The 22,967-nt window shown below is 60.8% G+C and carries 10 protein-coding genes; 6 read left to right on the forward strand and 4 right to left on the reverse strand.

Features of this window, described 5'->3' with window-relative positions:
* Positions 1-101: 101 nt before the first annotated feature.
* The 4 genes from ASE26_RS03880 to ASE26_RS03895 all read left to right on the forward strand — a co-directional run bounded on the left by ASE26_RS03880 (position 102) and on the right by ASE26_RS03895 (position 12,311).
* Positions 102-2,867 carry a TonB-dependent receptor gene (locus tag ASE26_RS03880; RefSeq protein ID WP_057245701.1) on the forward strand — a complete coding sequence of 922 codons (2,766 nt, stop codon included), beginning with the start codon at positions 102-104 and terminating at the stop codon, positions 2,865-2,867.
* Between the two features lie 376 nt (positions 2,868-3,243).
* A complete protein-coding gene (locus ASE26_RS03885) occupies positions 3,244-6,141 on the forward strand; it encodes a TonB-dependent receptor (RefSeq protein ID WP_057245635.1) in 2,898 nt (965 codons plus the stop codon).
* A gap of 167 nt (positions 6,142-6,308) precedes the next feature.
* Positions 6,309-9,125, forward strand: coding sequence for a TonB-dependent receptor (locus ASE26_RS03890; RefSeq protein ID WP_055933205.1), 2,817 nt, complete (start codon positions 6,309-6,311; stop codon positions 9,123-9,125).
* Positions 9,126-9,518: 393 nt separating this feature from the next.
* The gene (locus tag ASE26_RS03895; protein ID WP_055933202.1) at positions 9,519-12,311 is read left to right on the forward strand and encodes a TonB-dependent siderophore receptor; all 2,793 of its coding nucleotides are present in this window, start codon (positions 9,519-9,521) and stop codon (positions 12,309-12,311) included.
* 74 nt (positions 12,312-12,385) lie between these two features.
* Here the strand turns inward: ASE26_RS03895 and aroG are convergent, their stop codons facing one another.
* Entirely contained in the window at positions 12,386-13,444 is a 1,059-nt protein-coding gene (aroG, locus tag ASE26_RS03900) for a 3-deoxy-7-phosphoheptulonate synthase AroG (RefSeq protein WP_055933199.1), read from the reverse strand.
* Between the two features lie 240 nt (positions 13,445-13,684).
* A complete protein-coding gene (locus tag ASE26_RS03905; RefSeq protein ID WP_055933196.1) occupies positions 13,685-14,515 on the reverse strand; it encodes a choice-of-anchor L family PEP-CTERM protein in 831 nt (276 codons plus the stop codon).
* A gap of 289 nt (positions 14,516-14,804) precedes the next feature.
* On the opposite strand from ASE26_RS03905, the gene ASE26_RS03910 reads away from it, so the two are divergent.
* On the forward strand, positions 14,805-17,468 hold the full coding sequence (locus ASE26_RS03910) for a TonB-dependent receptor (protein WP_229207185.1): 2,664 nt from the start codon (positions 14,805-14,807) through the stop codon (positions 17,466-17,468).
* 403 nt (positions 17,469-17,871) lie between these two features.
* Positions 17,872-20,718 carry a TonB-dependent receptor gene (locus ASE26_RS03915; RefSeq protein WP_055933193.1) on the forward strand — a complete coding sequence of 949 codons (2,847 nt, stop codon included), beginning with the start codon at positions 17,872-17,874 and terminating at the stop codon, positions 20,716-20,718.
* 56 nt (positions 20,719-20,774) lie between these two features.
* Here ASE26_RS03915 and udk read toward each other — a convergent pair whose 3' ends face one another.
* Both udk and tldD read right to left on the reverse strand, forming a co-directional pair.
* Entirely contained in the window at positions 20,775-21,407 is a 633-nt protein-coding gene (gene udk, locus ASE26_RS03920) for a uridine kinase (protein ID WP_055933189.1), read from the reverse strand.
* Between the two features lie 62 nt (positions 21,408-21,469).
* Positions 21,470-22,930: a metalloprotease TldD gene (tldD, locus tag ASE26_RS03925; protein ID WP_055933186.1), complete on the reverse strand. Its 1,461-nt coding sequence runs from the start codon at positions 22,928-22,930 to the stop codon at positions 21,470-21,472.
* Positions 22,931-22,967 lie beyond the last annotated feature (37 nt).

Genomic DNA, 22,967 nt, shown 5'->3' on the forward strand with positions numbered 1-22,967 from the left:
AGATGGTTCCTTCGAATGGGAGCGCCGAAGCAGTAGTCAATAGCTGTAGCTCGTCTTTTTATTCCAAATTTTTGGAGATAGCAAACATGATGGAAAAAATCATGGCTCGTTCCGTACGGCTGGTTTGCGCCGGCGGTATGCTCGCCACCATAGCCGCCCCTGTCTTTGCCCAGGAAGCACCAGCGCCAATGCAGCGCGTGGAAGTGACCGGTTCGAGCATCAAGCGCGCGACCCAGGAAACTGCATCGCCGATCCAGGTCATCAGCAAGGAAGACCTGATGAAGTCCGGCAAAGCCACCGTGGCCGAATACCTGCAGACCCTGACCGTTGACGGCGCAGGTTCGCTGCCGACCGGTTTCGGCAACGGCTTCGCTGCAGGCTCCACCGCGATTTCCCTGCGCGGCCTTGGTGCGACGTCGACCCTGGTGCTGCTGAATGGCCGCCGCATGGCGCCGTTCGCCCGTGCCGACGACGGCCAGAAGAGCTTCACCGACCTGTCGACCGTGCCGATGCAGATCGTCGAGCGCATTGAAATCCTGAAAGACGGCGCTTCCTCCACCTACGGCGCAGACGCGATTGCCGGCGTGGTCAACATCATCCTGCGCAAGGACTTCGAAGGCCTGCAAGTCAAGGGCGATACCGGCTGGTCGCGCTACGACGACGGCAAGCAGAACAAGGCTTCCATCACCTACGGCCTGGGCAACCTGGACGACAACAAGTACAACTGGGTCGTCAATGCTGAGTTCATGGATTCGGATCGCCTGAAAAACAGCGACCGCAAGGACCGCGGCCACATCGGCAAGGGCGACCTGCGTCCATACGGCTTCCCGGTCGGCACCCAGTTCGCCAGCGGCTATATCGCCGGCCTGAACAGCGCACAGCCGAACCCGGCCGGTTCGATCCGCAATCCTGCCACTACCGCTTACACCAGCCTGCCAGGCTGCTCGATGCTGTCGAACACCGTCGACCAGACCGGCGCCAACGGCGGCTGCCTGTGGCACCAGGACCAGTTCCGCGATATGCAGCCGGAGATCGAATCGATCAACCTGTACACCCGCGGCACCTGGCAAGTGAACAACGACACGCAAGTGTATGCCGAAGCCGGCTACTCGAAGCGCGACACCGCGTTCACCCTGACCCCGCCATCGATCACCCCGACCGTGGCCTTCCCGCCTAACGCGGCTAATCCGCTGGGCTTCATCAACTACGGCAACCTGCCATTGATGGCGGCGAACCACCCGCAGAACCCGTACGGCGCGGCCACCCGCGTCCGTTACTCCGCGTTCGATGTCGGCCCGAGCACCCGCTCGGCCAACAATGAGTTCACCCGCTTCGTCGTGGGCGTCAAAGGTGCGGTCGCAGGCTGGGACTATGACGCAGGCCTGACCCATTCCAAGTCCAAGCTGCACCTGGACTACAGCAATATGCTCAACATGAATGTTGTGCGTACCGCACTGAGCGACCCGAGCAAATACGGCTGGTACTACCTCGGCGTGGATGCATCGAAGAACTCGGCCGCGCTGTATGCCGCCATGGTGACCAACGCCACTTCGGATTCGACCACCAAGCTGGACGTGCTGGACTTCCACGCTTCGCGTGAACTGTTCGCCCTGCCAGGCGGCAACCTGGGCCTGGCAGTCGGTGCCGAACACCGCCGTGAAAAGCTGGAAAACCCATCGCTGTCCGGCTCCATGGACGGTTCGATCAACTCTTCCTACGTAGCCGCCTTCGGCGACAACAAAGTTTCGGCAGTATTCGCCGAACTCGCCGCTCCGGTGCTGAAAGGCCTGGAACTGAGCGCTGCCGTACGTTACGACAAGTACGACAACTTCAAGTCCACCACCCCGAAAGCCGGCTTCAAGTGGACCCCGGTCAAGTCCTTCGCCCTGCGCGGTACTTACACCGAAGGCTTCCGTGCTCCTGGCCCAGCTGAAGGTTCGCCGCTGTCGCAATCGACCGGTACCTCGACCGTGCGCGACCCGATCCGCTGCCCAGGCGGCACCCCGGCAGCCGGCGGCGCCACCGCCACCGATTGCGCGATCCCGGTGGCAGCTGTGAAGGTCGGCAGCGGCTCCCTGAAACCTGAAACCTCCAAGGGCTCGACCCTGGGTGTGGTGTGGGATCCGTTCGACGGCACCAGCCTGGCGCTGGACGCATGGAAGATCAAGCGTAGCGACGAGATCAACCCGCTGCCATACAACGAAGCAGCTGCCCTGCCAACCGCGATCCGCAACGACAACAACCTGGTCGTCAACGGCGTAGCGATCCCTGGCACCGGCACCCTGGTGCTGACCCAGGCGCCATACCGCAACTCCAGCTTCACCGAAGTGAGCGGCATCGACCTGGACATCAAGCAGCGCATCCGCCTCGGCAGCTACGGCCGCGCCAACCTGGGCTTCGTCTGGACCCACACCGCGTCCTGGAAGCGCCACGAGTCCGCAACCACCGTGTACCAGTTCAACGGCACCCACGGCAACTGCGATACCTCGAACTGCGCCGGTACGCCTAAGAACAAGATGAACCTGAATGCATCGTGGGACTACGGCGACTGGAACGTTGCCGGTATCGTCAACTACCGCGACAGCATGGACAACGTCCTGTTCGCCGGCGACCTGTGCGCCTCCAAGCTGGCCAACGGCCAGCCAGGCACCAACGGTTGCAAGATCGCATCGTTCACCACCCTGGACATGTCGGCGCGCTACAACGTGAACAAGCAGTTCACGGTGTTCGCTTCGATCAACAACGTGACCGACAAGATCGCTCCACTCGATCCGCTGACCTACGGTGGCATGAGCTACAACCCGATGGACGCTTCCGGCGCCATTGGCCGCTACTTCAAGCTCGGCGCCCAGTACAAGTTCTTCTAAGCCGCTCGGCTTGAAGCACACAAAAACGGCACTTCGGTGCCGTTTTTTTTGTCCCGACGATTGAAGATTACTCAAGTTGTGTACACAAGCCTCTTGTATCTAAACAGTTACAAAGCGAAATATACAGGACCAAATCACCTGCATTTCATTCGCTAAGCATCTTACAAAAACCGCTATTTTGCGCAAAAACGCCGACATCTTACATCATTCCCTTTTTCCGACAAAAACGCTCAATGTTGCGCTTTTGTAACAGCTTGTGGCTTTTTATTTCAAAAAGATTGCAAGCAAAGAACTCTTGCAAGAAAGTACCAACAGCCTATTGCTAGGTTTTGCGCAAACGCAAAGAACAGTCCAACTTCTGGGAGATCTAAGAATTATGATGAAAGAGAACACCCTGTCATATGCAATCCGCCTGGCGTGCGCCAGCGGCCTGCTGGCAGCCGGAGTCTGCGCACCAGTTTTCGCCCAGCAAACTGATGCCGCTATCCAGCGCGTTGAGATTACCGGTTCGTCGATCAAACGCATCGCCCAGGAGGGTGCGCTGCCGATCCAGACCCTGAGCCGCAAGGACATCGATCAAACCGGCGTGCAGAACGTGGCCGACCTGGTCGCCCTGCTGCCATCGATGCAGGGCATGATCACCTCGTCCGCCTCCATCAACGGCGGAGGCGGCGGCGTACAAAGCGCATCGGTGCACTCGATCGGTACCGACTACACCCTGGTGCTGTTGAACGGCAAGCGCATGGCGCCATACGGCACCGGCAGCGCCGTCAACCTGGCCTCCATCCCGCTGGCAGCGGTCGAGCGCGTCGAGATCCTGACCGACGGCGCTTCCACCCTGTACGGCTCGGACGCCATTGCCGGCGTGGTCAACTTCATCCTGAAGAAAAACCAGAACGACCTGAGCATCGACGCCACCTACAACCGTCCGCAGGAAAAAGGCGGCCAGAGTTCCAATTTTTCGCTCACCAAAGGCTTCGGCAACTACGACAGCGACGGCTTCAACGTCATGCTGGCTTACAGCCACGACCAGAGCAAGGCACTGAGCGCGAGCCAGCGTGACTTCTCCAAATCCGGCGTGGTCAAATTCAGCAAGGACGGCAAGCAATACGCCACCTGGCAGAACTCGATCAACTCGATCCCGGCCAATGCCGATGTATTCAACGGCCCCGACGTCGAAGCGACCTTCTCGCCGGACCTGGTCAACACCGGCAAGTGCAACGGCCCCAACACCTTCGCACGCGGCGGCGTCTGCCGCTACGACTACGCGGCTACCGTGGAACTGCTGCCGGAACTGAAGCGCGACAGCCTGTTCACCTCCGGCGCGCTGAAGATCTCCGACAAGACCCGCCTGACCGGCGAGTTCGTCTACTCCAAGTTCACCAGCACCGCCCGCTATGCAGCACCGGCGCAGCCGCTGACCACCATGAGCACCGATCCGGAAACCCACGTGAAGACCATCAGCCCGGTCTACATCGTGCCTTACAAGAAATCGGTGGAACCGTTGCTGGCTGGCCAGGGCATCGATCCGAACGCGGTGACCGACGCCTACCTGTACTACCGCGCGCGTGACGCGGGTGGCCGTACCGACGACTGGGGCACCAAGGCTCTGCACTTCTCGGTAGGCCTGGACTCCGAGTTCGCCGGCTGGGATGTCGGCGCGGCCTATACCCATTCGCAGAACAAGCAGACCGACAAGGCCGCCGGCGGCTACATGAGCGGCGACAAGTTCGAAGCCCTGGTCCAGTCCGGCGCCTACAACCCTTACGTCTTCGACCCGAATTCCGCCGCCGTCCTGGCGCCGGCAGTGCTGCACGAAAACCTGTCGACCACCAAGTCCAAGCTCGATGTCGTGAGCGCCCACGCTTCGCGTGAAGTGTTCGCCATGGCAGGCGGCAATGCCGCCCTCGGCCTCGGCGCCGACTACACCATGCAGAAGTACGAAGACTCGCCAAGCAGGATCCTGATGGGCCCTGGCCCGGGCAACCCGGGCTGGACCGACACCGTCATCGGCGGCGGCACCGGCTCCCAGCCGCTGGATGCCAAGCGCAATAACTGGGGTGCATTCGGCGAACTGCAAATGCCCGTGATCAAAGGCCTGGATGTAACCGCCTCTGCGCGCTACGACAGCTACGACGCAGTCGACAAGCGCAACACCAGCTACGACGTGAACGGCAATCCGTCGCTGGCCGGCAAGCAGGGCAAAGACGTCTCCAAGGCCACCTTCAAGCTGTCCGCACGCTGGCAGCCTTCGAAGGAAGTCATGCTGCGCGGCTCCTACGGCACCGGCTTCAAGGCGCCGACCATGAACGACATCTCCGATCCGCTGAAGAACGCCGGCTCGTCGAACTTCTTCGCCTGCCCGATCAAGAACGCGGCCGACCCACGCTTCGCTTACTGCCGCGGGGTACAGGAATACGGCCTGCTGACCGTGGGCAACCCGGCCACCGGCGGCGAAGCGCTCAAGCCTGAAACCTCGAAGCAGGCTTCGATCGGCATGCGCCTGGAGCCAATGGACTCGCTCTCTCTGGGCGTGGACTTCTGGGACGTGCGCCTGAAGAACCAGATCCAGAACCTGTCGCAGGACATGCTGTTCGGCACCGAAGCCCTGGCCAGCAAGTACGCCACCATCTACTTCGACCCGATCCAGAAATCGAAGGTCCTGGTCATGACCCAGTCGCCGCTGAACCTGGCCAGCTCGCGCTATCGCGGTATCGACATGGACGCGACCTTCCGCGCCGCCACCCCGATCGGCAAGCTGACCACGAACTGGAGCGCGACCTATATGCTGAAGGCCGAGAAGACCGTGCCTGATGCCGACCATCCTGGCACCAACAAGACCGAGAGCAGCATTGCCCGCTTCGACTCGTACGACGACGTGACCTTCCGCTGGATCTCGCGCCTGGTGTTCTCGCTGAAGTCGAGCGAGCAGTGGGCCAACTCGCTGACCGTGAACTACAAGTCCGGCTACGCCGACAAGGACTTCACGGAAGACGATGGCCGCGTGCGCTCGGTCAACGACGACGGCACCCTGGGCGGCTATGTCGACATGAAAGGCCGCAAGGTCAAGGCATATACCACCCTCGACTGGCAGTCGAAGTATGTCTTCAACCAGAACTTCTCGATCACCGGCGGTATCCGCAACCTGCTGGACAAGGATCCTCCACTGTCGATCCGCGACACCGGCGGCGGCAACCAGGTTGGCTACGACGGTCGCTACACCGACCCGCTGGGCCGTACTTTCTACCTGACCGCCAGCTACAAGTTCAAGTAATCGCGCATTAAATACAACTCCCGCTCCCCGCCCGCGCAAGCTGGCGGGGATTTTTTATGCCTAACTTAATTGTTTCAATTTGTTTCACTTATCAAACATCTATTGCTAAGCTATTGAGTCGGTGGTTTGATATCGCTCCCACTATTTCATTAATGAGACGTTTATCAATGATCATCGAGAAAGCCCTGTCGCGCTCCCTGCGCGTGATGTTCGCCGGTAGCCTGGCCATCGGCAGCGCAGCCGCCTTTGCCCAGGAAGCAGCTCCTGAAGCGCCGATGCAGCGCGTTGAAATCACCGGTTCCAGCATCAAGCGCATCGCTGCAGAATCCTCGCTGCCGGTACAGTCGTTCAGCCAGAAAGACATCAAGAAGACCGGCGTGTCCACCGTGACCGACTTCATCCAGCAATTGCCAGCCATGCAGGGCTTCTCCGTCGCGGCCGACTCGGTCGGCGGCGGCGGCGGCGGTGTCACCACTGCTTCCATCCACGATATCGGCGCCGCCTACACCCTGGTGCTGCTGAACGGCCGCCGTATCGCCCCGTCCAATTCCGGCACCACCATCGACCTGAACTCGATCCCGCTGTCGGCCATCGAGCGCGTCGAAGTGCTGACCGACGGCGCCTCCGCGCTGTACGGCGCCGACGCCATTGCCGGCGTGGTCAACTTCATCCTGAAAAAGGGTGCCACCGACTGGGAAATCAATGCCAAGTACTCGCGCCCCGAGCAGAGCGGCGGCGCCAGCAACGCAATCTCCCTGAGCAAGGGCTTCGGCGACATCGACGAAGACGGCTACAGCGTGTTCTTCTCGCTCAGCCACGATGAGCAGAAACAGCTCAAGGCATCGCAGCGCGACTTCGCCCGCACCGGCATCATCAACTTCACCGACCCGGCCAACGGCAAGCAGTTGCAGTTCATCAACGGTTCCTCGCGTTCGCTGCCAGCCAATGCCGGCGTGAACTACCTCTCCAACGAAATCGATCCGGCGACCGGCGAACGCGTCAGCAAGACCGTCAACCTGAACCCATACGCCCTGTCCCACGGCGGGAAGTGCGCCGCGGTCAATGCCGACTTCTACGGCGACGGCAACTGCTACTTCGACAACGCCTCGACCATCGAGATCAATCCGAAAACGCAGCGCGACGCCTTGTTCTCGTCCGGTAGCGTAAAGCTGGGCAACACTGGCTTCAAAGGTTTCTACGACCTGGCCTACACCGAAGCGAAAGTGATTGCCTCCATCGCCCCGTATCCGGCCGACTTCTCGATCGCCAAAGGTTCGGCCCTGTACAACAAGTACATCCAGCCTAACCTGAGCGCCGAACAGGATGCCGGCGCCACCTCCGTCGTGGCCAAGTACCGCCTGTACGAAATGGGCAACCGCACCTACGACTACGGCACCAAGGCCACCCACCTGGTGGCAGGCGTGGACGGCGCCGTTGCCGGCTGGGACGTCAACTCGGCCCTGACCTACTCCAAGAACAAGCAGACCCAGAAATACGTCGGCGGCTTCCCGCTGGCCGACAAGTTCCAGGCTGCGATTGACGCCGGCAGCATCGATCCGTTCGCCTACGGCCTCGGTGAAATGCCGCAAGCCATGCGCGACACCTTGCTGTCGACCGGCTTCAGCGGCACCTACAATACCCAGACCGTGGAAATGAAGGGCTGGGATGCCCGCGCCTCTCGTGAAGCGTTCAAGCTGCCGGGCGGTGCGGCGCAGATCGGCGTTGGCGTCGATTACCGCAACACCTCGTTCAAGGTCAAGCAGGCTGACGTGGCGAAGAACGCCCAGATCCTGTTCGACAACCCGCAAGTGGACAGCTCTTACGAGCGCGACAACTTCGGTGCCTACACCGAGCTGGTGATGCCAGTCAGCAAAGCGCTGGAACTGACCGGCTCCGCCCGCTACGACCAGATCGGCGCGATCGACAACAACCTGACCGGCAAGAAGGTCGGCAGCAAGGAAAACGCCGCCACCTGGAAACTGAGCGCCAAGTACACCGCGGCCAGGAACCTGCTGTTCCGCGCTGCGGCCGGTACCGGCTTCCGCGCCGCATCGATGCAGGAAATCGCCGGCCCGCTGGAAGACTGGGGCGTCACTGGCGGTAATTACCAGTGCCCGCTGACCGGCACCGGCCACCCGCTGGCCTCCTACTGCAACGGCGTGGTGCGACAGCAGTTCGAAGCCTTCCAGGGTGGCAACCCGGACCTGAAGCCGGAGAAGTCCAAGCAGTGGAGCATCGGCACCGTATTCGAGCCGACCAACGCGCTGTCGATGTCGTTTGACCTGTGGAATGTGGAAATCCGCGACCAGGTGACGTCGGTCTCCGAAGGCCTGATCTTCGCCGACCCGGCCAAGTACGCCAACCTGTTCACCACCAAGCACATCGGCTCGACCGGCGCCGACGTGCTGGCCATCAAACTGCTGCCGATCAATATCGGCAAAGTCGAGAACCGCGGCGTCGACTATGACTTCACCCACAAGACCAAGCTGTTCGACGGCAAGCTGACCAGCCGCCTGGCCGGCACCTGGCTGCTGCGTTCGCGCTACACCACCCCGGGCACCGACGACCAGTGGGAATCGAGCCTGAACCGCTACGGCTCGAACGACAAGGTCAGCTTCCGCCATGTGGTGCGTGCTTCGACCAGCTTCGAGCAGGCGCAATGGACTCACACGCTGAGCGCCAACTACCGCAACGGCTACACCGACAAGGAGCAAAGCGCGGACGTGTGTGCCGTGATCGTGGCTGGCCAGCCGGGCGAATGCTATGGCATTACCCTGCAGGTGCCGAGCTATACCACCTTCGACTTGCAGACGGCTTACCGCCCGCTGAAGAACCTGGAAATCACCGGCGGCATCATCAACCTGTTCGACCGCGATCCGCCGTTCACCCTGCGTAACGCCGGCTCGCACCAGGTTGGCTACAACCCGTCCTACTCGTCGGCACTAGGTCGCCAGTTCTACCTGAGCGCGTCGTATAAGTTCTAATTCGCCTGCTTAAAAAGTCCCCGCCTGCCAAGGCGGGGATTTTGACTGTTTACCCAAGTTTTGTGGCAAATCGGGCACACTTCCCCGCCCGTTAACAAGCTGCATTTCGGCAAGTCATCGCGGCCAATTCGGTCGAATAAAACACCCCTTCCCCGCGCAACATCGCTCAAAAAAGGCCAATCCCAGCCTTCATCGAACCGTCTCGTTACTACCAAGTGCGAAGTTGCATGCACAACTTCGGCATTTCTATGGATTGACACAATTCGTCAATGAATGATTTGATAAGCGCGGACGAAAGGCAGGGACCACAAGTTGCGCTGTTTGTCGTCAAACAAAAATTAAAGGGCCAGTAACGGCCTTAAACAGTTTGTAATTCTTGGGAGTATCAAAGATATGTTGAAGGAAACCATTCTGTCGCGCTCGATCCGCGTGATCTGCGCCGGTGGCCTGGCGCTTGGCATGCACGCTGCATTCGCACAAGAAGCAGCTGAACAGCCAATCCAACGCGTGGAAATCACCGGCTCCTCGATCAAGCGCATCGCTGCCGAGGCATCGCTGCCGGTTCAGACATTCAACCAGAAGGACATCCAGCGCACCGGCGTGACTTCGGTCACCGACTTCATCCAGCAACTGCCTGTGATGCAAGGCTTCACCGCCTCGTCCGACTCGGTTGGCGGCGGCGGCGGCGGCCTGACCACTGCTTCCATCCACGGCGTTGGCGAAACCTACACCCTGGTCCTGGTCAATGGCCGTCGTATCGCTCCTGCGAACTCCGGCACCACCATCGATATCAGCACCATCCCGCTGGCGGCCGTTGAACGTATCGAAGTGCTGAGCGACGGTGCATCCGCACTGTACGGCGCCGACGCGATCGCCGGCGTGGTGAACTTCATCATGAAAAAGGGCGCAGCTCCGCTGACCGTCGACGCCAAGTACAGCAAGCCGCAGCACCCGGGCGGCACCGACCGTACCGTGTCGATTTCGAAAGGCTTCGGCGACTACGAAGCTGACGGCTACAGCCTGTTCATGTCGTACAGCCACCAGAATTCAGACCGCCTGAAGGCTTCCCAGCGCGAATTCGCCAAGACCGGCATTATCAACTTCAACGATCCCAAGACTGGCAAGCCGCTGCAGTTCTTCAACGGCTCTTCCCGCTCGATTCCGCCAAACGTCACCGTTGGCTACCTTGACGGCGCCGGCGACAAGCAGTCGGTTTCGGTCAACCCATACCTGAAACTCAACGGCAAGTGCCCAGCCGCCCACGTTGACCTGGGCGACGGCCAGTGCTACTTCGACTACACCTCCTCGGTGGAAATCTCTCCTGAAATCAAACGCGACGGCTTCTGGGCGTCCGGCAGCCTGAAACTGGGCAACACCGGCTGGAAGGCGTTCTCCGACGTGTCGTTCAACAAGTCGCATATCTACGCGACCATCGCTCCTTATCCGGCTGAATTCTCGCTGGCACAGGGCAGCCCGCTGTTCACCAAGTACGTCCAGCCTTACCTGACTCCTGAACAGTTGAGCGGCATGACGTCGGCGACCGTCAAGTACCGCCTGCAAGACCTGGGCGGCCGTGCTTATGATTACGAAAGCAAAGCGTCCAACATCGTCGCTGGCGTCGAAGGCCAGGCCGCAGGCTGGGATATCAATTCGGCCGTGATCTACTCGCGCAACAAGCAGCCACAGAACTACCTGGGCGGCTTCCCTCTGGCCGACAAGTTCGATGCCGCGATCGCCGCCGGCAAGCTGGATCCATTCCCGTACGCACTGGGCGAAATGCCGCAGGGCATGCAAGACGTGCTGCGCTCCACCCAATACGTCGGCAACTACAACACCACCGACATCAAGGTGTACGGCTGGGATATGCGCGGCTCGCGCGAAGTCTTCTCGCTGCCAGCCGGCCCGGCCATGCTGGGTGTGGGCGCCGACATCCGCAAGACCAAGTTCTCGCAACGCGCCAACCAGGCCGTGGCCCATTCGGAAATCCTGTTCGACGACGACCAGCCGGAATACGCTTTCTCGCGCAAGAGCGGCGGCGTGTTCGGCGAACTGGAAACCCCGATTACCAAGGAATGGTCCGTCACCACCTCGGCGCGCTATGACCGCGTGACCAAGCTGAGCGACGACCTCAATGGCGGCGACGTCGGCAGCAACCAGTCGGCCGGCACCTTCAAGGTCAGCACCCGCTGGCAGCCAAGCAAGTCCATGGTGTTCCGTGGCGCTTACGGCACCGGCTTCAAAGTTGCTTCCATGACCCAGATCGGCCAGCCACTGGCTGACTTCGGCGTGACCGGCGGCACCTACAACTGCCCGCTGAGCGCAGCCAACGGCCTGCAGAACCACCCACTGGCGCAGTACTGCGATACCCGCGGCCAGCTGGAAGTGTTCCAGGGCGGTAACTCCGGCCTGAAGCCAGAGAAATCACGTCAGTGGACCCTGGGTGCCGTGTTCGAGCCAACCTCGAACTTCAGCGCCAAGATGGACCTGTGGTCGGTTGAGATCCGCGATGCGGTGACCAGCGTCAGCGAAGACCTGATCGCCAACAATCCAGGCAAGTACATCGACCTGTACACGGTGAAGCACAAGGCTTCCACCGGCCTGGACAAGCTGGCCATCAAACTGCTGCCGATCAACATCGGCCGTCAGGAAAACAAGGGCGTGGACTACGATTTCCAGTTCCGCGAAAAGGTTTGGGAAGGCAAGCTGACCGCGCGCCTGGCCGGTACCTACATCTACCACTCGAAGTACACCACGCCAGGCACCAACGACTCGTGGGAATCGAGCCTGAACGTGTACGGTTCGGATAACACTGTGCAGTTCCGCAACGTGATCGCCACCAGCCTGACCTACGACATCGGTCGTTTCACCCACAACCTGGTGGGCAACTTCCGCAATGGCTACAAGGACAAGCACCACGACGCGGAAAACTGCGCGGTCAACACCAACGACGCGGCAGCGGAGTGCGTGGACGTGCAGCTGGACGTGCCAAGCTACACCACCTTCGACTGGCAGACCACCTTCCGCGCCATGAAAGGCCTGGAGCTGACCTTCGGCGTGAAGAACCTGACCGACCGCGATCCACCGCTGTCGCTGCGTAACACCGGTTCGCACCAGTTGGGTTACGACCCACGCTACGCCAGCGCCCTCGGCCGCACCTACTACCTTGGCGCACAGTACAAGTACTGATTGCTGAAGTAGCTTGAGTAAAAAAACCCCGGCTGTGCACTGCGCAGCCGGGGTTTTTTATTACCTGCCGGTTCTTACTCGCCCTGCAGGCGGCGCTGGCGCACGGCGGCAGCCAGGTTCTCCAGCACCTGTACGCTGGTGTCCCAGTCGATGCAGCCGTCGGTGATCGACTGGCCGTAGGTCAGTTCCTTGCCCTGCACCAGGTCCTGGCGGCCTGCCACCAAGTGCGACTCAACCATCACGCCGACGATGCGGGTATCGCCGCCGGCCACCTGCTGCGCGATATCGGCGCACACCGGCACCTGGTTTTCCGGCTTCTTCGACGAGTTGGCATGCGATGCATCGATCATCAGGCGCGCCGCCAGGCCGTAGCCGGAGATCGCCTTGCAGGCTTCTTCCACGCTGGCCGCATCATAGTTCGGCGTCTTGCCGCCGCGCAGGATGATGTGGCAATCTTCATTGCCGTTGGTCGACACGATGGCAGAGTGGCCGCCCTTGGTGACCGACAGGAAGTGGTGCGGCTGCGAGGCCGCCTTGATCGCTTCCACTGCGATCTTGGTGTTGCCGTCGGTGCCGTTCTTGAAGCCCACCGGGCAGGACAGGCCGGAGGCCAGTTCGCGGTGCACCTGCGATTCGGTGGTGCGGGCGCCGATTGCGCCCCAAGAGATCAGGTCGGCAATGTATTGCGGGCTGATGACGTCCAGGAATTCGGTACCGGCCGGCAGGCCCATCTCATTGATGGAGCGCAGCAGTTCGCGCGCCATGCGCAGGCCGTCGTTGATGCGGAAGCTGTTGTCCATGTACGGATCGTTGATCATGCCCTTCCAGCCCACGGTGGTGCGCGGCTTTTCGAAGTAGACGCGCATCACGATCTCCAGGTCGCCCTTCAGGCGTTCGCGTACCGGCGCCAGGCGCCGCGCATATTCCAGCGCCGCTTTCGGGTCGTGGATCGAGCATGGGCCGACCACCACCATCAGGCGGTCGTCCTGGCCGTGCAGGATGCGGTGCAGCGCGACGCGCGCTTCGGAAGCCGTGTTGGATGCCGCTTCCGTGCAGGGAAATTCGCGAATCAGGTGCGACGGTGGCGTCAGCTCCTTCATTTCACGAATACGCAGGTCGTCGGTACGTTGCATGATGGTTTCTCCTGAGGCTTAAATAAAATCGGGTAAAAAAAAACCGCCATTGCTGGCGGTTTGTCTTGGTATCTGCTGGGATCTCGTTTTGCTGCTACGTGAACCGGCCGCTACTCCACCGCCTTTGGGTTGGAATTGCTAAAGTAAAAAAAGCCGGTAAAGAAGTGCAGCTGCATGGGTCGAGTTCCGTGGATTTCGATCCACTATAACAACAGTTATCGCCTAATGCAAGCGAGGCGTTCAGGCCTTGCGGCGGCGGCGCGCCGCCAGCAAAGCCAGTAGTCCCGCACCCGCCAGGCCCAGTGCACCAGGCTCCGGCACATCGACCGGACGCGTGCCGCTCAAGGCACTGATGTAGACCGTGGTGTCCAGCCGGTCATCGCCGCGGTCGCCGATGATGAAGGTCAGGGTATGGCTGCGGTCCGTGCTCAGGCCGCTCAACGCAAAATTCTGCACTGGCTTGCAGCTGGTCGCCGTATCCGGGCAGAGGATGCCGTTCAGTTCAGTTCCATCAAACTGCTGCACCGATGGATGGTCAATATTGACCGGCAAACCGCCAACGAAAGCGATATTCACGCCATCGATCAGCAAGCCGAAGCCATCGACGAATTTGCCGACGAAGTCCGGGAATTCTTCCGAGCCGAACACGGTCTGGAAAAACACGCTGCCGGTGCCGGTCGTGAAATTGATATCGAGCTGGGTGACATCGAAATAATTGTCGTTGCCACCGATTTGGGACAGGATCGCGTGCTGGGCTGCCGTGCCCAGCACCCCGTACTGGGTGGTCTTGGTATCTTTTTGGTTTGGTCCGTCCGCGTAGTCGCGCACATCGCCGGTCGACAGCATGATGCCGCTGCCGATGCCGTAAGTGCCGCTGGCATTGCTGAAGGTGCCGCTGGAAGTGGCATGGCCGCTCAGGGCAGCTGCGTTGACCGTCAAACCCGATGCACCGGCCGAGACTGCGCTTGCCAGCGCGACGGCGTCGCTGGTGGCGCTTGCGACGATTGCGTGCGCGGCATTGGCAACACACAGGCAGCTTGCCGTCAAAACCAGTCCAGCCAAGTACTTCATGAACCACTCCTTTTTCGTATGAACCCTGCATTGTAGCAATTTTAATACCAAATTAATAACTTATTGTTTTTCTTGATATTATTAAATCGATTCAGGGCGCAATGTATCAATATTCGACAGAAACTTGCACGAGTGAAGTAGACGCGCAGGCGCAACAGTGAATAGTTCCGGGCGGAAGTTTTGGACGTTTGTTATCAGATCTCAAATAGAATTCCTTCAACCTTTGCAGGTGCCTAACGCCCGGCACTTCCATCGGACCCGACATCCCATCTATTTGAGGAGAAGTACGTTGGCTACAATCAAGGCTAAATCGATCATTTATTCCCTGTTGTCAGCATTCGGTGCATTGGCAGTCTTGCCGGCCATGGCGCAGCAACAGGCTCCCGAAGAAAAAATGATCCGGGTCGAAGTGACCGGATCCTCCATCAAACGACTGGTATCGGAAACGTCCCAGCCGCTTTCCGTTTTCAAGGCCGAAGAATTTACCAAGCAGGGCTTGACCACCGCCCAGGAAGTGCTGGACCGGATCCCGTCCAACCAGACCAGCATGGGCGCCGGCAACGTCGTGGGCGGCAACGCCAGCGGCCTGCCGACCGGCGGCCAGGCGGTGGCCGACCTGCGCGGCCTCGGCGGCGACAAGACCCTGGTGCTGCTGAATGGCCGCCGCATCGCCAACCACCCGTATGACGGCGCCAGTGTCGACCTGAACATCATCCCGGTGGCAGCGCTGGAGCGGGTTGAGGTCCTGCGCGACGGCGCTTCCGCCATCTACGGTACCGATGCCATCGGCGGTGTGATCAACTTCATTACCAAGCGTTCCGTGACCGGCACCACCGTCGCGGCGGAAACCATGCTGCCGCGCGAAAAGGGCGGCAAGGAGCGCCGCGCCAATATCGTCAGCGGCGTCGGCAACCTCGACAGCGACGGCTGGAACCTGATGGGCGTGCTGGACTGGCAAAAGCAGGATGTCCTGACGTCGCAGCAGCGTGATTTCTCGAAGACCGCCGTGATCCCCGAGCGCGGCATGACCGTGGCTGACGGCACTTCCGGCACAACCTTCCCTGGCAACTATTTCGATCCGGTCACCGAAGCGACGGGCAACCCCGGCTTTGCCAGCGGCTGCCTGCCGCCGTTCTCGATCCCGCGGCCATCCAACGGCACCTGCCGCCAGGACTATACGCGCCAGATCGACGACCTGCCGAAGCAGGACCGCCTGGTCTTCTTCGGCAAGGCCGCCTTCAAACTCAATGCCGACACCACGGCCAGCCTGGAATACCTGCACTCGCGCAACAAGGTAATGTCGCGCACGGCACCGCCGCCGCAGACCGGCCTGGTCTTGCCTATCACCAGCCCTTACTATCCGGGTAATGCGGGCGGCGTGCCGGCCCAGCCAAACCTGTCCGGCCAACCACTGTCGGTCAACTGGCGCCCAACGGAAGCCGGCCAGCGCCAGATCAACTCCAAGGGCGAAGGCGACCGCCTGGTAGCGGCGCTGGAAGGTATCGCGGCAGGCTGGGACTACAAGGCAGGCTTGAACCACTCGGTCAGCAAGTCCGAGGAAAACTTCACCGGCGGCTATGTGCAGGACGCCGGCTTTGCCGCTGGCGTGCTGAACGGCATCCTGAATCCTTTCGGCATGCAGAATGAAGCCGGCCGCGCCTACCTGGCCAGCGTAGCGCTGCGCGGCAAGGTGCAGGACGCCAAGAACAAGGCCACCACCTTCGACATCAAGGGTTCGCGCGACGTGATGCAACTGGCTGGCGGCGCCATGGCAGTCGCGCTGGGCGCCGAATACCGCAAGGAAGACGCCGACTTCAACGTCAACCGGGATATCGCCGGCCAGGCCTCCAGCTCCGGCCTGTCCGGCTCGCAGTCCAAAACCGGTTCGCGCAATGTGAAGGCGGTGTATGGGGAATTGAGCGTGCCGCTGATCAAGGATCTCGACATCCAGGCCGCCGTGCGCTACGACCATTACAGTGACGCGGGCAGCACCACCAACCCGAAACTGGGTGTTCGCTACCAGCCAACCCCGCAACTGCTGCTGCGCGGCTCAGCCAGCACCGGCTTCCGCGCCCCGACCTTGTTTGAGAAAAACGCACCGCAGTCGAAGAACGACACCAGCAACACTTACGACGATCCGATCCTGTGCCCGGGCGGCGTGCCACAGCCTGGCGCCAACCCGCTGCGCGATTGCGACCTGCAACAGTTCAAGTTGCAAGGCGGGAATACTGCGCTGACGCCAGAAAAATCCAAGACCTTCTCCTTCGGCGCAGTCTTCGAGCCGGTGCGCAACACCACCATCGCGCTGGACTACTGGAATATCCGCCTGAAGGACAAGATCGGCGCGCTGCCGGAGCAAGCAATCTACGGCGACTACGCGAAATACCAGGCGCGCTTCCTGCGCAACCCGGATGGCTCGCCGTTCGCGATCCTGGACCTGAACGAAAACCTGGGCCGCGTGAAGACCGATGGTATCGACCTGAGCGCAACGGTCAACTCGGGCCGCACCGAGTACGGCAGCTTCACCTTCACCCTGGATGGCACCTGGGTCCACAGCTACAAATACCAGAACGAGCGGGACGGCGCGTTCATCCAGAATGTCGGCACCTACGGCGACAATGGCCCGATCATGCGCTGGCGCCACAATGCCTCGCTGACCTGGCGTGACGGGAACTGGAGCACGACCCTGTCGCAGAATTTCAAATCGGGTTACGTCGACCAGAACTTCGTGGCGCCTGAGTTCTTCAACAAGGTGGATTCCTACCAGTTGTGGAACCTGTCCGCGACCTACACCGGCTGGAAAGGCGTAACGCTGACCGGCGGCGTGAAGAACCTGCTGGACAAGGATCCGCCATTCACCAACCAGGGCACGGTGTTCCAGAAAGGCTATGACCCGCGCTACTCCGACCCGATCGGCCGCGCAATTTACCTGCGTGCCAGCTACAGCTTCTAAATAGCTGCGTAGTTATACGTAAGGAAAATAAATATTCGCTTCCTGAACCAAACCCCAATTGTTGGCATCCAACAATTGGGGTTCAGTTCATTGGTTGGCTTGTTTTGCTTTCTGCTGGCAATTCTGTTGTTTTTACGCGAACCCATCGTTACATATTCGCCGTTGCACGGGAAAGCCAAAAGAATCGAAGAAATTGGCCTAAAAGTCGTATACACAGGCAGTTTCGCTCCATTTGGGCGCGGAATCGCAGCACTTAGCCTATTTTGCGTCAGCGAAACTTCGTATTTGAAAGTTATTTTCGGGGGAGAATTTTTGTAACGCCCTATTCCCTTGTCAATAGAAAAATATTATAAAAGATAGATCTCTTGCAAAAGAGTTATCCCCCCCTTTTGGAGACTGTCCAATGCAACAAAAGAAACTGGTTGTGAATCTGCGCCGCTGCCTGCCTTACCTGGCTGCGCCGCTGCTGCTGTCTTCTGTGGCCGCCCAAGCCCAGCAGGCTCCCGCGCCGATCCAGCGCGTCGAAATCACCGGCTCGCACATCCGCCGTGCCGAAGCCGAGTCCTCGAACCCGATTCAGGTGCTGTCGCGTGCGGACATTGAAAAGTCCGGCAAGACCACCGTCGCCGAACTGCTGCAAACCCTGGCAGTCGACAACCAGGGTTCGGTCCCGACATCCTTCGGTAGCGGCTTCGCCTCCGGCGCATCGGGCATCTCCCTGCGCGGCCTGGGCGCTGCTTCCACCCTGGTACTGCTGAACGGCCGCCGCATGGCACCGTACGGCCTGGCTGATGACGGCCAGAAAGTGTTCTCCGACCTGAACGTGATCCCGGCCGAAGCGGTCGAGCGCGTTGAAGTGCTGAAAGGCGGCGCCTCCGCCCTGTACGGCTCGGACGCGATTGCCGGCGTGGTCAACATCATCCTGCGCAAGGAATTCAAAGGCACCACCGTGCGCGCCAGCCAAGGCCTGTCGCAAGAGCGTGACGGCGGCGATACCCGCCTGGCCCTGACCACCGGTTTCGGTGACCTGGACACCGACCGTTACAACGTGCTGTTCAACGCCGAATTCGGCCTCAAGCGCGAAGTATGGAACCGTGACCGCAGCGACCGCGGCGCCGTTGGCAAGAGCGACCTGCGCGACTTCGGCTTCAGCGCCCAGGAATCGCTGGGTGGCACTGGCGCCATCGTCGACAACAACCTGGCCGGCAGCTCCATCGTCGGTAACGTCCGTAACCCGGCAACCCTGGACTACTACAGCCGCGGCAACATGGCTGCTGGCACCGGTTTCACCCGCACCTTCGCCGGCGCCGACTGCAGCAAGCTGACCAGCCACCCGCAAGGTGACCCACTGGGCGGCTGCCTGACCGATGCCGCACAGGAATACGGCCAGATCCAGCCACGTCAAAAGACTGCCAACCTGTTCACCCGCGCCACCATCAACCTGAGCCAGGATTGGCAAGCCTATTTTGAAGGCAACGCCTACCGCAGTGAGTCGGTCGCCAGCGGCACCCCGTCCGGTATTTCGGGCAGCGTTGGCTATCCAGGCGGCCCGGTCAGCAACGCCGCCGTGGCCCTGGGCGCGGCCCACCCTGACAACCCTTACTTCGGCAGCGCCGCACGCCTGCGTTACCTGGCTGCGGACGTCGGCCCACGCGTCAGCAACGTCGACTCCAACTTCTACCGCGCCTTGATCGGCGTCAAGGGTACGGCAGCCGGCTGGGATATCGACACTGCCTACCTGTACTCGGCAACCAAAGTCAGCAACGAGCGTAGCGGCTACCTGCAACGCGACGTGACCTTCGCCCTGCTGAACCCGAGCGCAGCCAACGTCGCTGCCGCCATGAAAAACGCCCGCTACGCAGCCCTGCCAGCTGGCAGCTTCTGGCGCATCGGCGAGAACGCCGGCCTCAACTCGGGCGCGCTGTACGCCGCCCTGTCGCCGAACATTTCCAACGATGCAGCAACCAGCATCTCGCAAATCGACTTCAAGGCTTCGCGTGAAATCGCCAAGTGGGAAGCCGGTTCGGTCGGCCTGGCATTCGGTGCAGAATACCGCCGCTCCGAGACCCGCCTGCAGCCAACCGAAGGCACCGACACCGGCAACATCATCGGCCTGGGTTACTCGGCCTATGACGGCAAGCGTAACGAAAGCGCGGTATACGCTGAAATGGCGATTCCGCTGCTGAAGACCCTGGAAGCGCAAACCGCAATTCGCTGGGACCATTTCTCTGACGTCGGCAATTCCTACACGCCGAAGCTGGGCCTGAAATGGACTCCGACCGGCAACTTCGCACTGCGCGCCAACCTGGAGCGTGGTTTCCGCGCCCCAAGCGCAGCAGAAAACGGCAAAGGCGGCCTGGCAGCGTTCTCCACCGCAACCGACCCGGTACGTTGCGCCCTGGGCGTAGCATCGGCATGTAACCCTGCTTCGATCGCTATCATCACCAGCCCGAATCCAGCCCTGTCGCCGGAACGTTCGAAGAGCTACTCGGTGGGCATGGTATGGGATCCAATGCCACGTACCAGCCTGGCGGTCGACCTGTGGCAGATCAAACGTACCAACGAGATCAACCAGGAGCAGACCGATGCAGCAATCGCTGCTGGCCACGTTGCACGTGACCCATCGACCGCTACCAACATTCCTGGCGACCCAGGTGCGATCACTGCCGTGCTGGCCAACTACGTGAACTCGGCTTCGACCATCGTTCGCGGTGTCGACCTGGATGCACGCAAGTCCTTCGCGCTGGGCGACGGCAATGGCACCCTGACCATCGACGCCAAATGGACCCATCTGATCAAGATGGAACGCACGGAGAAGGATGGCAGCAAGCGTGACTTCGCTGGTACCCACGGTAACTGCGATGCCACCAACTGCATGGGCACGCCTGACAACCGCGTGAACCTGGGCGCCACCTGGGAGCGTGATGCTCTGCGCCTGTCGCTGAACATGAACTACCGCGACAAGCTGGACAACATCAACTTCAAGGATGACCCTGATGGTTGCGCCTCGCACTTCGCTAACGGCAACGATGCACCATCCGGTTGCAAGATCTCGTCCTTCACCACGTTCGACCTGGTGGGCCGTTATCGCCTGAGCGACAAGGCTGAGCTGTTCGGTTCGATCAACAACCTGTTCGACAAGAAAGCTCCGCTGGATCCGCTGACCTACGGCGCGCAAAGCTACAACCCGCTGGACTACAGCGGCGCACTGGGCCGTTACTTCAACATCGGCATGCGCTACAAGTTCTAAGTAGCACGGCACCTGGTGCCAGACAACCGCGCCCTTCGGGGCGCGGTTTTTTTTGTTTACTCGCCTTTGATCAGGCTCGCCACCTTGGTGGTGATGATGTCCACCGCCGGCCCGTTGGCACCATGAGGAAGAATCACGTGGGCGTGGCGCTTGGTCGGTTCGATGAACTGCTTGTACATCGGGCGCACGGTTTCCATGTATTGGTTGATCACGCTCTCCGTGCTGCGGCCGCGCTCTGCGATATCGCGCTGCAGGCGGCGGATAAAGCGCACGTCGGCAGCGGTGTCGACAAAGATTTTCAGGGACATCTGCTTGCGCAGGTCGGCGTCATACAGCGCGAACAGTCCTTCGATCACGATCACGGGCGCCGGTTTAACGGTGATGGTCTGGGTAGTGCGGTTATCGATGGAAAAGTCGTACACCGGCATTTCGATCGATTCGCCCTCGCGCAGGCGGCGTACGTGCTCCACCATCAGCGGCCAGTCGAACGCTTCCGGGTGGTCGTAGTTGACCTTGCGCCGGTCTTCGGGCGACATATGGGTCTGGTCCAGGTAGTAGTCGTCCTGCAGGACCACCGAGACTACCTCGGAGCCGAAGGATTTCAATACTTCGCGCGTGACGGTCGATTTGCCGCTGCCGCTGCCGCCTGCGACGCCAATCACGAAGGGTTTGTTGTTCGAATTGTTCATGTGATATCCGTCCCAGGCAAAAAAAACCGGGTATTTTACCCGGTCTTTGTGTTGCCCTTGTTTTAGGCGGTGCCGCCGACTGTCACGCCGTCCAGCCGTAGCGTCGGCTGGCCGACGCCGACCGGCACGCTTTGCCCTTCCTTGCCGCACACTCCGACACCCGGATCGAGCTTCATATCGTTGCCGATCATGGTGATGCGGTTCATGACGTCAGGGCCATTGCCGATCAGGGTGGCGCCTTTGACCGGATAGCTCACCTTGCCGTTTTCGATCATGTACGCCTCGGAGGCCGAGAACACGAACTTGCCGTTGGTGATGTCGACCTGGCCGCCGCCGAAGTTGACCGCGTAGATGCCGTTCTTCACCGAAGCCAGGATCTCCTCCGGATCCTTGTCGCCGCCCAGCATATAGGTGTTGGTCATGCGCGGCATCGGCAGGTGGGCGAACGATTCGCGGCGTGCGTTGCCGGTGACGTTCATCTTCATCAGGCGCGCATTCATGGTGTCCTGGATATAGCCCTTCAGCACGCCGTCTTCGATCAGCGTGGTGCACTGGGTCGGGTTGCCCTCGTCATCGATGTTCAACGAGCCGCGGCGGTTGGCCAGCGTGCCGTCATCGACCACGGTAACGCCCTTGGCGGCCACGCGCTCGCCGATGCGGCCGGAGAAGGTGGAAGAACCCTTGCGGTTGAAATCCCCCTCCAGGCCGTGGCCGATCGCTTCGTGCAGCAGGATGCCCGGCCAGCCAGGGCCCAGCACCACGGTCATCGGGCCGGCAGGCGCCGGGCGCGCGTCCAGGTTCACCAGTGCCGACTTCACCGCGTCGGTCGCGTACTGGTCCAGCAGCGCATCGGTGAAGTAGCCGTATTCATAGCGACCGCCGCCGCCGGAAGAGCCGACTTCGCGGCGGCCGTTCTGCTCCACGATCACGGTCACCGACACGCGCACCAGCGGGCGGATATCGGCTGCCAGTACGCCATCGCTGCGCACCACCAGCACCACATCGTATTCGCCGGCCAGGCCGGCCATCACCTGCACCACACGCGGATCCTTGGCACGCGCCATCTTCTCGACGCGCTCCAGCAGCTTGACCTTGGACGCGGCGTCGAGCGACACCAGCGGGTCATGCGGCATGTACAGCGAACGGCCGCCGACCGGCGTCATCTTGCCGGCCACCTTGATCTTGCCGGCGCCGGCGCGCGCAATGGTGCGCGTGGCAGCGGCAGCATCCAGCAGTGCCGACTCGGAAATCTCATCGGAATAGGAGAAGGCGGTCTTGTCGCCCGACACGGCGCGCACGCCGACGCCCTGGTCGATCGAGAACGAACCGGTCTTGACGATGCCTTCTTCCAGGCTCCAGCCCTCGTTCTTGGTGAACTGGAAGTACAGGTCGGCGTAGTCGACCTTATGGGTGAACATGCTGCCCAGTGCTTTCAGCAGTTTGCCTTCATCCAGGCCAAATGGCGTCAGCAGGATGTCTTTCGCTGCGGCCATGGCGGACATATTGGGGTCGAATGGTTTCATATCGGAATCTTGTTTTGAATGGTACTTAAGCCGGATT

It is taken from the genome of Duganella sp. Root198D2 (genome assembly GCF_001428585.1).
GTDB lineage: Bacteria > Pseudomonadota > Gammaproteobacteria > Burkholderiales > Burkholderiaceae_D > Rugamonas.

Bases quoted from the DNA above. Each gene is read 5' to 3' on its own strand.
- ASE26_RS03880 (WP_057245701.1), top strand. From the start codon at position 102: ATGGCTCGTTCCGTACGGCTGGTTTGCGCCGGCGGTATGCTCGCCACC.
- ASE26_RS03885 (WP_057245635.1), top strand. From the start codon at position 3,244: ATGATGAAAGAGAACACCCTGTCATATGCAATCCGCCTGGCGTGCGCC.
- ASE26_RS03890 (WP_055933205.1), top strand. From the start codon at position 6,309: ATGATCATCGAGAAAGCCCTGTCGCGCTCCCTGCGCGTGATGTTCGCC.
- ASE26_RS03895 (WP_055933202.1), top strand. From the start codon at position 9,519: ATGTTGAAGGAAACCATTCTGTCGCGCTCGATCCGCGTGATCTGCGCC.
- aroG (WP_055933199.1), bottom strand. From the start codon at position 13,444: ATGCAACGTACCGACGACCTGCGTATTCGTGAAATGAAGGAGCTGACG.
- ASE26_RS03905 (WP_055933196.1), bottom strand. From the start codon at position 14,515: ATGAAGTACTTGGCTGGACTGGTTTTGACGGCAAGCTGCCTGTGTGTT.
- ASE26_RS03915 (WP_055933193.1), top strand. From the start codon at position 17,872: ATGCAACAAAAGAAACTGGTTGTGAATCTGCGCCGCTGCCTGCCTTAC.
- udk (WP_055933189.1), bottom strand. From the start codon at position 21,407: ATGAACAATTCGAACAACAAACCCTTCGTGATTGGCGTCGCAGGCGGC.
- tldD (WP_055933186.1), bottom strand. From the start codon at position 22,930: ATGAAACCATTCGACCCCAATATGTCCGCCATGGCCGCAGCGAAAGAC.